This window comes from Arthrobacter sp. UYCu512, from assembly GCF_040547075.1.
GTDB lineage: Bacteria > Actinomycetota > Actinomycetes > Actinomycetales > Micrococcaceae > Arthrobacter.
Window position 1 is genome coordinate 191,502 of record NZ_JBEPPA010000005.1, and the last position, 13,921, is coordinate 205,422.

Below are 13,921 nucleotides of genomic sequence, written 5' to 3' on the forward strand. Positions count from 1 at the left end.
AGGGTTGCCATGCGGTCTGCTTTGACTCGTTTCCTCGCCATCGTGGGCGTTGCCGGACTGCTGGCGATTCCGGCCGCTCCAGTCTTGGCCGAGGACCCGGTAACGATACCCTCCGGACAGAATGTCCTTGACAGCGGAAATGTACTCGGCAGCCGCAAGGGCGAGGTCCAGGACGCAGTTCAGAAGCTCCTGAAAGAGCACAAGTACAACCTCTACGTCGTGACCGTAAAGACGTTCGAGAACCCCGCTGAACCCAAGGCATGGGCGCAGGCCGTGGCAACGAAAAAGGGCATGGGGCGGGCCGATGTCATCCTAGCCATGTCCGACGACGGCAAGTACTATTTTTCGCCGAATTCGGCCAGCGCCATCTACTCCAAGACCAGCACCATCAGCCAAAATGCGATCGTCGCGAATCTGGACGGCGGCAAGCGCGACTTTGCCCAGGCGGCCATTGATACTGCCGTTGCCGTCGGCGATGCGGCCGGCGGCGGCAGCGGCTCGGTGTCCTCGGGCGCCGGCGCCGGCAGCGCCGTGCTGGTCGGTGTGGGAGCCGTAGCAGCTGGCGGGGCCGGCGCCTACTTGTACTTCCGGAATCGGCGGAAAAGGGCCACCCGGGGGGCCGCTACGGACCCTGACCAGCAGGGCGCCGATCTGGACCCGCTTGCCGGGCTCACCGCAGCGGAACTGCGCCGCAAGAGCGGCTCGCTGCTGATTGCCGCCGACGACGCGATCAAGTCCAGCGAGCAGGAGCTTGGCTTTGCCCAGGCGCAGTACGGCGATGCCGCCGTCGGCAACTTCACAAGGGCCCTGCAGGACGCCAAGGGCCACATGTCCGAGTCCTTCAAGCTGCAGCAACAGCTCGACGACCACATCCCGGACACCGAGGAGCAACAGCGCACCTGGCTCGGCGAGATCATCCGCCGCTCCGAGTCAGCCCTTTCCTCGCTGCAGGAGCAGAAGGCGGACTTTGATTCCCTGCGTGAGCTTGAAAAGAACGCCCCGCAGGCCTTGGCCACCGTTGCCTCCGGCGCCGGGGAGGCAGAAGCGAGGATCGCCAGCGCCGAGCAGTCCCTCACCGGGCTGCGCGCCAAGTACGCCGAGAGCGCCCTGGCCCAGGTTGCGGACAACATCAGCCAAGCCAAGGAGCGGCTCGCCTTTGTGCAGAATGCTTCGGTAACGGCCCGGGAGAAGCTCAGTGCCGGCGAAGGAAGCCTCGCCGCCGTCGCCGTCCGGGCAGCTGAAGAAAGCCTTCATCAGACCAATGTGCTCATCGACGCGATCACCAAGGTCGCCGGCAACCTCGAGGAGGCACATAGCGGGCTGGAGTCTGCAGTCGTCGACACCTCCCAGGACCTGGCCCAGGCCAGGGCCATGATCCAGTCCGGGGAGCACCCCGAGCTGGCCGGACCCGTAGCCGCCGTCGAAGCGGCACTGGCCCGGGTCAAAGCCGAAATCCAAGGCGGCAAGATTGATCCGATTGCCACCCTGGAACGCGTCGAAACGGCGCACCAGACGTTGGATTCGGCCCTCGCCGGGATTCGTGACCAGCAGGAGCAGGCCCGGCGGGCCCAGGCCTCGCTGCAGCAGAGCATCATGTCCGCCCAGGCACAGATCAGCGCGACGTCGGACTACATCACCGCCCGCCGCGGCGGCGTCGGAACTGAGGCCCGCACCCGGCTTGCAGAGGCCCAGCGCAACCTGGACTACGCCCTTTCCATTTCCCGCACGGACCCCGTCACCGCGCTGCAGTACGCCCAGCAGGCCCACAATCTCGCTGCCCAGGCAGCGCAGCAGGCACAGTCCGACGTGGACCAATTCGGCGGCTACGCCAACCAGGGCTATGGCCGCGGCGGGATGTTCGGCGGCGGCGGCGGTGGCGGCCTCGGCGGCGCCATCCTAGGCGGCATCCTCATCAACTCCATCCTGCACGGCGGAGGCGGCGGCGGCGGTTGGGGCGGCGGCGGAGACTCCGGCGGCGGCTGGGGCGGCGGTGGAGACTTTGGCGGCGGCGGAGACTTTGGCGGCGGCGACTCGGGCAGCTTTTAGCCGGCCCGCTGGCCACACGAAACTAGGCGCCGGCGGGGACGCTCCGGCTGGCGGGTAGAAGCGGTACATTTCACTGTTCACCGATATTCAGTGGGCACCACTGAGCAGGACGAAAGGTAACACCATGAAGCAGTCCATTTTCGGCCGCATGGCGCAGCTGGCGAAGGCCAACATCAATTCCCTGCTGGACCAGGCTGAGGACCCACAGAAGATGCTCGACCAGATGGTCCGGGATTACACCAACAACATCGCCGAGGCCGAGTCCGCCGTCGCCCAGACCATCGGCAACCTGCGGATGCTCCAGGACGACTACAACGAGGACATCAAAAACGCCCAGGACTGGGGTAAAAAGGCCCTCGCCGCCTCCCGCAAGGCTGACGAATACCGCGCCGGGGGCGACACCGTCGACGCAGAGAAGTTCGACAACCTGGCCAAGGTGGCCCTGCAGCGCCAGATGTCCGCTGAAAACGAGGCGAAGTCCGCCGAGCCGAGCATCGCCTCTCAAACCGAGGTTGTTGACAAGCTCAAGCACGGCCTGGACCAGATGAAGGGAAAGCTCAACGAGCTCACCAGCAAGCGCAACGAACTCGTGGCGCGCTCCAAGACGGCGGCGGCTCAGACCCAGGTCCACGATGCGTTGAAGAGCATCGACTTTATGGATCCCACCTCCGAGGTTGGCCGTTTCGAAGAGAAGATCCGGCGCGAGGAAGCCAAAGTCCGCGGCCAGCAGGAACTCGCCGCTTCGAGCCTGGACGCACAGTTCAACTCACTTGAGGACCTTGGCGAGCAGACCGAGATCGAAGCCAGGCTCGCTGCGCTGAAGTCCGGCGGCTCGCCGGCCGCCCTTGCCGCCGGTGAGAGCCGCCCCGCAGGCTCCACCGTCGAGGAAGCAGACTTCGACAAGCTGTAAGCCCGGCCGGGTTTCCGCCGGGTCTTCGCAGCGCGTTCGGCCAGGGCCGGATCCCTTGGACCGTCTCCGGACGGCCCAAGGGGTCCGGCCCTTGTTGTTGTGCCTGCGGCGCGGCAGGGCGTGTACCGTGGATCCATGTCTTTGGGATCCCGTTCTTCGACAATTGTCTGGCTCCGCGACGACCTCCGGCTGGACGACAATCCGGCCTTGAGTGAAGCGGCCTCGCTGGGTCAGCCGCTGACCGTGGTCTATGTCCTCGATGAGGCCTCCCCCGGGGTGCGGCCCCTCGGCGGCGCCACGAAGTGGTGGCTGCACCACTCCTTGGCAAATCTTGCTGCCGGGCTTGAGGGCAAAGGCTCCCGACTGCTGCTGCGCCGCGGTCTGGCCGCTGAGGTGATCCGGGAGCTCGCGGACGAAACCGGAGCCGTGACATTGCTCTGGAACCGCCGCTACGGCGGCCCGGAACGCGAGGTGGACGCCGGCATCAAGGGTTGGGCCAAGGAGCAGGGTCTCACAGCCGCCAGCTTCCAGGCGAACTTGATGTTTGAACCGTGGACGGTCCGGACCGGTGCCGGCGGGCCTTACAAAGTCTTCACGCCCTTCTGGCGGGCCTGCCTGGAGGCACCGGAGCCCCGGCTGCCCTTGGACCCTCCGGGGCGCCTCCCTGCCCCGGCAGTGGGCGCGGAGGGAACGCTTCCGGACAGCGACACGCTCGACAGCTGGGGGCTGCTCCCCCGGAGGCCGGACTGGAGCGTCGGACTCGCCGGCAGCTGGCAGCCCGGGGAAGCCGGGGCCCACGAACGGCTTGAGGACTTCCTCGACGGTCCTGTGGAGGACTACGGCACCGGCCGCAACGTCCCCGGTGTCGAGGGCACCAGCCGGCTCTCCGCGCATCTGCGGTTCGGCGAAATCAGCCCTTTCCGGGTCTGGCACGCACTGCGCGAACGCTTTGGCCCCGCGGCTCCGGGCGATGTAGCCGTCTTCCGCTCCGAACTCGGCTGGCGGGAATTCTGCTGGCAGCTGCTCTACGAGAACCCGGAACTGGCCACCCGGAACTTCCGGCCCGAGTTTGACCGTTTCGACTGGCAGAAGCCCTCCGACGCCGAGCTGGCGGCCTGGCAGCAGGGCAACACCGGCTATCCCCTGGTCGACGCCGGGATGCGCCAGCTCTGGCAGACCGGCTGGATGCACAACCGCGTCCGGATGGCGGCCGCAAGTTTCCTGGTCAAGAACCTGCTGGCCGACTGGCGGCTCGGCGAGGCCTGGTTCTGGGACACCCTGGTGGACGCCGATGCCGCCAGCAATCCGGCGAACTGGCAGTGGGTGGCTGGCTCCGGCGCCGACGCCTCGCCGTACTTCCGGATCTTCAACCCGGTCACCCAAAGCAAGAAGTTCGACGCCAGCGCCCGCTACCTGCGCAAATACCTCCCGGAACTGTCCGGTTTGGACGATAAGGCAATCCACGAACCGTGGAGGGCCGGGACTCCGGCCACAGGATATCCGGAACCGGTCGTTGGGCTGCCGGAGTCCCGGGCCCGGGCGCTGGAGACCTATCAGCGGCTCAAAGACGGCTAGGGCTTCGCCACCGACCCAAAACAAAAGGCCCGGATCAACAGATCCGGGCCTTTCCTTTTCTTCTTCAGTTGCGGGGACAGGATTTGAACCTGTGACCTCTGGGTTATGAGCCCAGCGAGCTACCGAACTGCTCCACCCCGCGTCGCTAGATCAACACTACCCTAGTTTTGTGGCCGGCCGGACCGCCGCCGTTGACAGCTGTCCGTGGACGCCGTCAACGGCTCAAAACAGAAAGTCCGGAACACTGTTAACAGTGTTCCGGACTTTCTCTTCAGTTGCGGGGACAGGATTTGAACCTGTGACCTCTGGGTTATGAGCCCAGCGAGCTACCGAACTGCTCCACCCCGCGTCGCACTGTTAACTCTACCGGCAGGTGAACGTGGGGCCAAATCGAGGCGGCGTGATGTGCGTCTCCCGGGCGGCAGCGCTGGACGCGGCGAACCCTCAGGAGAAGGCGAAAGGCCGGGTCCGCGCTCACAAGGAGCGCGAACCCGGCCTCGGCCCGTGATGCGGACGGCCGTTGTTAGCTGACCGTGCTCAGCTGCTCGGAGTCGGCGCCGGGGTGGCTGCCGGAGCCGGAACCGGCGTCGCGATCTTGGCCTCAGCAGTGATCGCCCGCTGCAGCGCCGCGGAAAGGATCCTCTGCTGCTCGCCATAAGCAGCGAAGTCACCCTTTGCGAGGGCGTCCTGGCCTGCTTTGATGGCTGCGTTGGCATCGTCCAAAGCCGCTTTCAGCTCTGCTTTCGCATCCACGGAGCCGGGAGCGGGTGTGCCGTCCGGCGCGGTCGGCGCGGTGGGCGTCTGCCCGTTATTGGCCGAATCGCCGGCGCTGGCCCCGGACTTACCGCCGAACAACTGGTTCAACGCCTCATCGAGCGTCGGGGCAAACCCGATCTTGTCACCAAACGCCACCAGGACGCGCTGCAGCGTCGGGTACGAGGTTTCGCCAGTGGACTTAAGATACACAGGCTGGACGTACAACATGCCCCCGCCTGCCGGCAGCGTCAGCAGGTTGCCATTAAGGACAGCCGACGCACCCTGACGGAGCAGGTTCAGCGCCTGCGAGACGGTGGGGTCGGAGTTGAACTTGTTCTGCGCCTGCCCCGGACCAGGGATGTTTGCCTCCGGCGGAATCTGCAGGAGGCGGAGCTGGCCATAACTCTCGGCCTTAACGCCCTTCTCGCTGCCGGCGTCGGAGTCGGCCGCCAAGAACCCATACAACACGTTGCGGGCGTTCCCGTTAACAACCTGGGGAATGAAGGACGACGTCAGCTGGAAGGCTGGCTTGTCCTGGTTGGGCATCTTCAGCGACATGTAATAGGGCGGCTGATTAACGTCGTCCTTGGCTGTCGGATCGTTCGGGACGCTCCAGGCATCGTTGTTGGTGTAGAAGCTATCGGCCTGGGTGACGTGATAGCGGCCCAGCAACTCCCGCTGGACCTTAAAGAGGTCCTCCGGATAGCGGACGTGGCTCATCAGGGCTCCGGACATTTCCGAAAACGGCTTCAACGACGTCGGGAAGACTTTCTGCCAGGACTTCAGTACCGGGTCCTGATCGTCCCAGGCATAAAGTGTGACTTTTCCGTCGTAGGCATCCACCGTCGCCTTGACGGAGTTCCGGATGTAGTTGACCGAGGTGTTGGGCAAGGACGCCGTCCGCCCGGAGGTCGTCTGCGAGTCGGCGGTGGCTGCGGAAAGCTGTTCCTGCTGGGAGTACGGGTAGTACTGGCTGGTGGTGTACCCGTCCACAATCCATTTCACCCGCCCGTCCACAACTGCGGGGTAAGCGTTGCCGTCCACGGTCAGGTACGGAGCGACCTTCTGGACCCGCTCCCGCGGATTGCGGTCGTAGAGGATCTGCGATTCGGGATTGACTCCGTCGGAGAGCAAAAGGTCCGAGGACTGGAACTTGATCGCGTACAGGACCTTATTAAAGAAGCTCCCTACATTCGGGCCGCCGTCGCCGGTGAAGGTGTACTGCGTTTCCCCGTCGCCCTCCTTGCTGGCGGGCCGATCCTGCTCGCGGTGCTGGGAGCCGTCCGGTGCCCCCACTACGGAGTAGTCGGGCGACTTTTCTCCGAAGTAGACCCGCGGCTGATAGCTGGAGTCATCACCTAGCACGCCCGTGGACGGGATCCCTGACTGCAGGAACTCCGGCTTGCCGTCAACCGTGAACTTGTTGCCTTTCGCGGCGACGACGCCGTAGCCGTGGGTGTAGACGACGTGGCGGTTCAGCCACGACTGCTGGTTGGCGCTCAGTCCGTCCGGGTTCAGTTCACGGACGGCAATAACGGTGTCCTGAACTTTTCCGTCGATCTCGTAGCGGTCAACATTAAGCGCGCTCGGGAACTGGTAATAGGGGCGGTACTGTTCGAGTTGCGAGAATGCGTCCGAGATCAGGTTGGGGTCCAGCAGACGGATGTTGGCTGTGGTCTGGGCGTCCGGCGCCAGGGCCCCTGTGGTGGCGTTGGTGGTGGCGTTGTAACGCGTCTCCTGGATCTTGTCCAGGCCGTATGCCGAGCGGGTCAAGGCAATGTTGCGCTCAATGTACTTCTTCTCGAGGGTCTGCTCCGAGGGCCTGACCTGGAACTGCTGGATCACCCACGGGTAGACCCCGCCGGCCAGGATAGAGGTGATGATGAGCATCGCGGTACCAATCACCGGCAGGCGCCATTTGCCGATCACCGCGGCGACGATAAACAGCACCGCAACCAGGGCAGCGGCGACGGCCAGAATGGCTTTGGTGGGGATCACGGCGTTGACGTCCGTGTACAGCGCCCCGGCCCACCGGCCGCCGCTGTTCTGCACGGAGGTGAACCGGTCCAGCCAGAAGTTGACGCCCAGCAGCAGCAGGAACGCTGCGCCGGAGACGGCGAGATGGATCTGCGCTGCCCGGCTGGTAAAGATGCCGCGTTCCATAATGCGGATGCTGCCGTAGAGGTAATGCGTCATAATTCCGGCAACTCCGGCAACGATGATGACACTGATCAGGAAGCCGGTGATGAAGCCCAGGAAGGGCAGGGTCATCAGGTAGAAGCTGATGTCGAGCCCGAACTGGGGATCGGTCTCGCCGAAGGATTCCTGGTTGAAGAACAGCAGCACCTTCTGCCACTGGCTGGCCGCGGCGCTCCCGGCGAACAGGCCGAAGAGTACGGGCAGGCCGATCATAACGAGGCGGCGGATCGGTTCAAGCTGGACCTGGTAGCGGTTCAGGTTGTCCCGGATCTCCGAGTCCGGCGCGTAGACCGGACGGGAGTTGTAAGCGATCCGGATGGCGAAAAAGACAGCGGCGAACATCAGCGCGAAGCCGGCCACGAAGATGGCGATGCGCGCAAGGTTCTCGGTCAGGAACACTTCGAAGTACCCCAGTTGCTGGTACCAGAGGACGTCCGTCCAGACATTGGCGAAGAAGATGAATCCGACGACGATCAGTGCCACAACAATCAACGTCGGCGTCAGCGCGCCTCGTCGTCGCAGGGGTCTTCCGGGCGGGACGGTGCTGGCAGGACGGGACAAACTCGGTACCTCATAGCTGGTAGACAGTTACTGGTTTTTAGTTATCGGTGCGGCACGTCGATCCAGGAATCGGGCGTTGCTGAATTCTAGCCACCGCCGGCATCGTGCCAACAGATCGCCGACGCCGTCATCAAGTGCCACGAGTGGCAGCTGATCTTAGTTCCGCGGCCAGTCTAGTTGCTGGCGCAACCCGGCAGGCCCGACATGTCGGTTCCGGACGCGGCAACGTCGACTGCGTGCCGTGCATCCGCCAGAGTTTCGACCCGCACGACCTGCAGCCCGGCGGGAATATGCCCAACAACCTCGTCGCAGTTCGCCGCCGGTGCAAGGAACAAAGTGGCGCCGCCGGACCGTGCACCGTGCATTTTTTGGCTGATGCCGCCGATCGGGCCAACGGCGCCGTCGGGAGTGATTGTTCCGGTGCCAGCGATGTGCTTGCCGCCGGTCAGGTCTCCCGGGGTCACCGTGTCCACGATGCCGAGGGCGAACATCATCCCGGCGCTGGGTCCGCCGACCTGGTCCAGGGAGATTTTGACGTCGAAGGGAAAAGTGAATTTGTACTGCAGCATGATCCCAAGGATGAACCGGCCGGATGAGGTCTTCGACGGCGTGATGCTGGCCGTCACATTGCTGCCGCCACGGTCGACGACGACATTCACCGGGGCGCCGTCGCCGGCGGCAAGTTCAGCCTGGATGGCACTCAGCGCCGACGCCGGCTTTCCGTTGACCGACACGAGTATGTCGTTGTTCTGGAGCTTCCCGGCGGAAGCGGAGCCCTCCGGGACACCTGCAACCTGCAATTTCTGCTCGAACGCGATTCCCAGCTCAACCAACGCCGCAGCCACAGCGTTCTCTTGGGAAGTGGTCATGGCGACGGCGCTTTCCTGCTGGGACTGTTCTTTCGTTACCCCTTTAGGGAAGATCAGTTCCTCGGGATATACGGCTTTGGAACCGTTGAGCCAGGCGGAGAACGCCTCGAAGACCGACACCGGTCCGTTGGGCCCGCCATCAACATAAACAGTGGTCAGGTCCAGGTTTCCCTTGGCGGGAAACGCTTCGTGGCCGGTGACGCTGATGACCGGTGTGCCGTTGTCCGTGCCCAAAGTATTAAACGTCGGTCCCGGTGATTCCACGACGTACGGGACAGGCAGGCTCACGGCGGTGACGCCGAGCGCCAGCGCCAGCAGGCCCGAGACGAACATCGCCGAGGACCGCTTGTCACGACGCTGGCTCCGGCCTGGCCTCGCGAGGAGTGCCCGTCGGCCCCCGACCTGGCTGCCGGCCTGCTCACCCTGCGTAGTTGTCACTGATGGACCTCCCCGTGCCGCCGCGCGGGAGCCCCGCGGACCCCCGATTGGCGCACTGCGTCCGCAGAATGCGCCGCGGCTTGCGCCTGCCAATATTCCAGTTCCCAACACTACGCGCTCGGCGGCCGGCCTGGCTCTTTGCCGACAGCGAACGCGCAGTCGTTTCAGCAGACAGCCTGCTGGCTGCGGGGTAGCGTGAACCTCAGAAGCAGCCACACCGACGATCGGCGGGATCATGACCTCCAACCCACTTAATCCGTCCAACGGCGACGAGGAACCCAAGGATCCGCTGGCCGAAATGCTGAAGAACCTGATGGGCGGGCAGGGAATGGGGAACATCGACCCCGCGGAATTAGCAAAAGCCGCGGGCCTTCCGGACGATCCCAAGCTTTTGGCCCAGATGTTCTCCCAGGTTCAGGCCATGATGAGCTCATCCTCCGAGGGCCCCGTGAACTGGGAGCTGGCCCATGAAAACGCCCGCCGGGTGGCCGCCAGCGGCGCCGACCCGTCCATCACGGCACAGCAGTCCCGCGAGGTCGATGAGGCGCTGCGGCTCGCGGAACTATGGCTTGACCAGGTCACGGACCTGCCGGCCACCGGACTGATCGGCCGGGCGTGGTCCCGGGCCGAGTGGGTCGAGGAAACTCTCGGAACCTGGAAACGGCTGACCGAACCGGTGGCCGACAGCGTCGCCAAGGCACTCTCCACAGCCATGACGGAGCAGATGCCGGAGGAAATGAAGTCCATGATGGGCGGTGCCTCCTCCATGCTGCAGAACATGGGCGGGGCGATCTTCGGCATGCAGCTGGGCCAGGCCATCGGTGCACTGTCCGCCGAGGTGGTCAGCTCGACGGATATCGGTGTGCCGCTGGCCGATCTCGAAATGGCACTGCTGCCGGCCAACGTGGCCAAATTCGGCGAGGGCCTCAGCCTGCCGGAACACGACATCCTGCTGTTCCTTGCGGTCCGGGAGGCGGCCCATGCCAGGCTCTTTGTGCAGGTCCCCTGGTTGCGAGGTCACCTGCTCGGCGCGATCGAGGCCTATGCACGCGGCATCCACATCGACACCTCGAAAATCGACGAACTCGCCCGCGATCTGGATCCGGCCAATCCGGAGGGTATCCAGGAGGCCCTGTCCCAAGGCGTCTTTATGCCCCAGCGAACCCCCGCCCAGGACCAGGCGCTCGAAAAACTTGAGACCGCCCTGGCACTCGTGGAGGGATGGGTTGATGAACTGAGCTGGGCGGCCACAGAGAAGCTGTTGCCCGCGGCCGCGGCGCTCCGGGAGACCGTGCGGCGCCGCCGCGCCTCGGGCGGACCGGCTGAACACGCGTTCTCCTCCCTGGTAGGTCTGGAGCTGCGTCCGCGCCGGCTGCGGGAAGCCGCAGCACTGTGGGCCTCGCTCAAGGAGGAACGCGGGACCGAGGGCCGCGACGCGATCTGGCAGCACCCCGATTTGTTGCCCACCGCCGAAGACCTGGACGATCCCAAAGGCTTCAGCGAACGCCGGAAGCTGGCCGAAGCCAGCGACTCTGAGGTTGACGACGCCCTCCAGAAGCTGCTGAGCGGCGGCTTCGACGAACCCGGCGGCGACCGGCCGGCCGGGGAAGAACCCGGCGGTGCCGGCCCTGACGACGCAACCGACGCAGGCGACACGCCCAAGTCCTAAACAGCCAGTCGCCCGCCCCCGGCTGCGTTTCCGGCCGGGGTGGGCCAAGGCGCTATCCGCAGGAAACGCCTGCGGCTGTGCCGTCCGTGCCATTGTCTGTGCTGCCGGGCGCCAGGCCGCGCGATGTCGCGAAAGAAACCCCCTCAAGGAAGGCCCTGGCCCGGGCAGTCTCCGGGTAGGCCTCGAGCAAACGCCAGAACGCCGCGTTGTGGCCGGCGACCAGCAGGTGCGCCAATTCGTGCAACAGCACATAGTCGATGACCCACTGCGGCATGGGCTGAAGCTTGTCAGAGAGCCGGATGGTCCCTTCCGACGGCGTCGCGGACCCCCAACGGGAGTTCTGGTTGCCCACCCACCGGACCGAGGACGGTTCGGCCCGGCCGCCCAGGTACTTTGCGGAGAGTGCGGCGGCGTGCGCCCCGAGGGCGGCATCGTTTCGCGGACGGCGTCGCCCGGCGCTGCGCTCCCCCTGGCGCCGCAGCTTCTCAAGCATCCGGTGCACCCACTCGCGTTCCTGGGCCCGGCTGAAGCTGGCCGGTATGGCGACAACTGCGGTGCCGTTTTCCCAGAAGGCGGCAACGGTCCGGCGTCGACGCGCGGAGCGCCGCACTTCCACCGGCGAGCCGTCGGTGGTGGTGAGGGGTGTGGGTGCGGACGCTGCCGGGCCGCTTGCCCGCGTGGTGCTCCCGGCCACTAGAGTGTGGTGCTTTCGACCAGCACTGCCAGGACTGCCTCGCCGTACTTCTCCAGCTTCGACGGCCCCACCCCGGGAAGAGTGGCGAGCTGTTCGAGGGAGTCCGGCCGTGCTTCGGCAATGGCAGTCAGCGTGGCGTCGGTGAACACCACAAAAGCCGGGACGTCGGCTTCGAGCGCTTTTTCCTTGCGCCACTGCCGGAGCGCGTCGAAAGTCTGCTCCTCGTAGCTGGGCGGGCACTGGTTGCACCGGCCCACCTTGCGTTCGGCACCGGAGGAGAGCATGGTGCCGCAGACCCTGCAGGTAGCGGGCACGGCCGCCTTGCGCCGCGGCGCGGCCCCCTTGCCGCGGACCGAGGAGCTGGCCACAGAGTCGGGCCGCAGGCCGTCGAGGAACCGCGAGGGCTTTCGGTTGGCGCGGCCGCCCGGGGTGCGCGCGGTGGACCAGGACAGGAACAGGTGTTCCCTGGCCCTGGTGATCCCCACGTACAGCAGGCGCCGTTCCTCATCCACGGATTCGGGGCTGTCGGCGAAGGAGATCGGCATCAGACCCTCGCTGAGCCCCACGAGGAACACCGCGTCCCATTCGAGGCCCTTGGCGGCGTGCAGCGAGGCAAGCGTGACACCTTGGACGGTGGGGGCGTGCTGGGCCAGGGAGCGTTCCTGAAGTTCATTGACGAAATCCGCCAGGGTGAACGCTCCGCCGCGGCTGATCACGAGTTCGTCGGCCAGCGCAACCAGCGCAGCGAGCGATTCCCAGCGTTCCCGGAGCGCGCCGCCGCTGTGCGGAGCCGAGTCCGTATAGCCGAGCGAGGCGACGATGTCGCGGACTAACTGTCCCAGTGGCTCGGGGCTGGCCGTTTCGGAGACGGCCCGGGTAGCCGCCCGCAGCTGCAGGATGGCGTCGCGGACCTCCTTGCGGGCAAAGAACCGTTCACCGCCGCGCAACTGGTAGCCGATACCGGCCGAGGCCAGTGCCTGCTCATAGGCCTCGGACTGCCCGTTGGTGCGGAACAGCACGGCGACCTGGCTGGCCGGAGTGCCGGCGTCAAGGAGTTCACGGACCTTCACGGCGACGGTTGCGGCTTCGGCTTCGTCATCGGAACACTCGGTGAATTGCGGCACCGGTCCGGTCGGGCGCTGCGCCACGAGTTGCAGAGGCGTGGCCCAGGCAGCGTCGGCGGCTGGCCCGGCGCTTCGCCGGCCGGCCAACAACTCATTGGCGAGCCGTACCACCTGCGGGGTGGAGCGGTAGTCGCGGATCAGCTTGACCACTGCGGCCTGAGGGTACTGGGCCTTAAAACCAAGCAGCTGCTTCGGCGAGGCGCCCGTGAAGGAGTAGATGGTCTGGCTGGCGTCCCCGACGACGCAGAGCTCGTCCCGGCCGCCAAGCCACAACTCCAGCAGCCGCTGCTGCAGCGGCGAAACATCCTGGTACTCGTCAACAACGAAGTGGCGGTACTGCTCCCGGACGGTGGCTGCGACTTTCGGGTCCTCCTGCAGGATGCCCACAGTGATCAACAGGACGTCCTCAAAGTCGATTACGTTCCGGTCCGTTTTGACGTCCTCGTAGGACTGAAAGACACGGGCGACGGCGGTCAGGTCAAAGCCGCCCGGGGCGCCGCGGCCTTGGGCTTTCTCCAGGTAGTTGGCGGGCGTCAGCATGGAGACCTTGGCCCACTCGATTTCCGAGGCCAAATCGCGGATGGACGCGCGGTCGGTGCTGAGCCGCAACCGCCGTGCCGCTTCGGCAATCATCTGGGCCTTGTGGTCCAGCAGGTTTGGCAGGACGCCGCCAACGGCCTGGGGCCAGAAGAACTGGAGTTGGCGCAGCGCGGCGGCGTGGAACGTGCGGGCCTGAACGTTCCCGACACCGAGGTCCCGGAGTCGGCTGCGCATTTCCGCCGCGGCCCGCGAGGTGAAGGTGACAGCCAGCAGCCGCTGCGGGTTGTAGACGCCGGAGTGCACCCCGTAGGCGATTCGGTGGGTGATGGCGCGGGTCTTGCCGGTGCCTGCCCCGGCGAGGACGCACATGGGGCCCTGCAGGGTACTGGCAACTTCCCGCTGTTCAGCGTCCAGGCCGCCGAGGATGCGTTCCTCAAGGGAACGGTTGTCCGGCGCCGGAGGCTCGGCATCCGGGCGGTCGTCTGGCCGAACTGCCGGGAAGTCACTGGACTGGAAGAGATCTTTGTTCACTGTTGCTGC

The 13,921-nt window shown here is 65.6% G+C and carries 8 protein-coding genes and 2 tRNA genes; 4 read left to right on the forward strand and 6 right to left on the reverse strand.

Going from position 1 to position 13,921, the window contains the following annotated elements; translation table 11 throughout:
* The first annotated feature begins 9 nt into the window (after positions 1–9).
* From ABIB49_RS07290 to ABIB49_RS07300, 3 genes are all read left to right on the forward strand, one after another.
* Positions 10–2,046, forward strand: coding sequence for a TPM domain-containing protein (locus ABIB49_RS07290; RefSeq protein ID WP_354156859.1), 2,037 nt, complete (start codon positions 10–12; stop codon positions 2,044–2,046).
* Between the two features lie 124 nt (positions 2,047–2,170).
* Positions 2,171–2,956 carry a PspA/IM30 family protein gene (locus ABIB49_RS07295; RefSeq protein WP_226773816.1) on the forward strand — a complete coding sequence of 262 codons (786 nt, stop codon included), beginning with the start codon at positions 2,171–2,173 and terminating at the stop codon, positions 2,954–2,956.
* Between the two features lie 135 nt (positions 2,957–3,091).
* Entirely contained in the window at positions 3,092–4,531 is a 1,440-nt protein-coding gene (locus tag ABIB49_RS07300; protein ID WP_282359629.1) for a cryptochrome/photolyase family protein, read from the forward strand.
* Between the two features lie 68 nt (positions 4,532–4,599).
* Here ABIB49_RS07300 and ABIB49_RS07305 read toward each other — a convergent pair.
* The 4 genes from ABIB49_RS07305 to ABIB49_RS07320 form a co-directional block, all read right to left on the reverse strand.
* A tRNA-Met gene (locus ABIB49_RS07305) sits at positions 4,600–4,673 on the reverse strand.
* 133 nt (positions 4,674–4,806) lie between these two features.
* Positions 4,807–4,880 (reverse strand) — tRNA-Met (locus ABIB49_RS07310).
* Between the two features lie 188 nt (positions 4,881–5,068).
* A complete protein-coding gene (locus tag ABIB49_RS07315) occupies positions 5,069–8,047 on the reverse strand; it encodes a UPF0182 family membrane protein (protein ID WP_282359630.1) in 2,979 nt (992 codons plus the stop codon).
* A gap of 173 nt (positions 8,048–8,220) precedes the next feature.
* Positions 8,221–9,354: a YlbL family protein gene (locus tag ABIB49_RS07320; RefSeq protein WP_502913772.1), complete on the reverse strand. Its 1,134-nt coding sequence runs from the start codon at positions 9,352–9,354 to the stop codon at positions 8,221–8,223.
* A 235-nt stretch (positions 9,355–9,589) separates the two neighbouring features.
* Here ABIB49_RS07320 and ABIB49_RS07325 point away from each other — a divergent pair, with 235 nt between their 5' ends.
* Positions 9,590–11,023 carry a zinc-dependent metalloprotease gene (locus ABIB49_RS07325; RefSeq protein WP_226773813.1) on the forward strand — a complete coding sequence of 478 codons (1,434 nt, stop codon included), beginning with the start codon at positions 9,590–9,592 and terminating at the stop codon, positions 11,021–11,023.
* A 52-nt stretch (positions 11,024–11,075) separates the two neighbouring features.
* Here the strand turns inward: ABIB49_RS07325 and ABIB49_RS07330 are convergent, their stop codons facing one another.
* Together ABIB49_RS07330 and ABIB49_RS07335 are read right to left on the reverse strand one after the other, a co-directional pair.
* Entirely contained in the window at positions 11,076–11,717 is a 642-nt protein-coding gene (locus ABIB49_RS07330) for a M48 metallopeptidase family protein (protein ID WP_282359631.1), read from the reverse strand.
* Positions 11,717–13,807, reverse strand: a complete 2,091-nt coding sequence (locus tag ABIB49_RS07335) for an ATP-dependent DNA helicase UvrD2 (protein WP_226773818.1) — start codon at positions 13,805–13,807, stop codon at positions 11,717–11,719. The genes ABIB49_RS07330 and ABIB49_RS07335 overlap by 1 nt, the downstream gene beginning before the upstream one ends.
* Positions 13,808–13,921 lie beyond the last annotated feature (114 nt).

Bases quoted from the DNA above. Each gene is read 5' to 3' on its own strand.
- ABIB49_RS07325 (WP_226773813.1), top strand. From the start codon at position 9,590: ATGACCTCCAACCCACTTAATCCGTCCAACGGCGACGAGGAACCCAAG.
- ABIB49_RS07295 (WP_226773816.1), top strand. From the start codon at position 2,171: ATGAAGCAGTCCATTTTCGGCCGCATGGCGCAGCTGGCGAAGGCCAAC.
- ABIB49_RS07300 (WP_282359629.1), top strand. From the start codon at position 3,092: ATGTCTTTGGGATCCCGTTCTTCGACAATTGTCTGGCTCCGCGACGAC.
- ABIB49_RS07290 (WP_354156859.1), top strand. From the start codon at position 10: ATGCGGTCTGCTTTGACTCGTTTCCTCGCCATCGTGGGCGTTGCCGGA.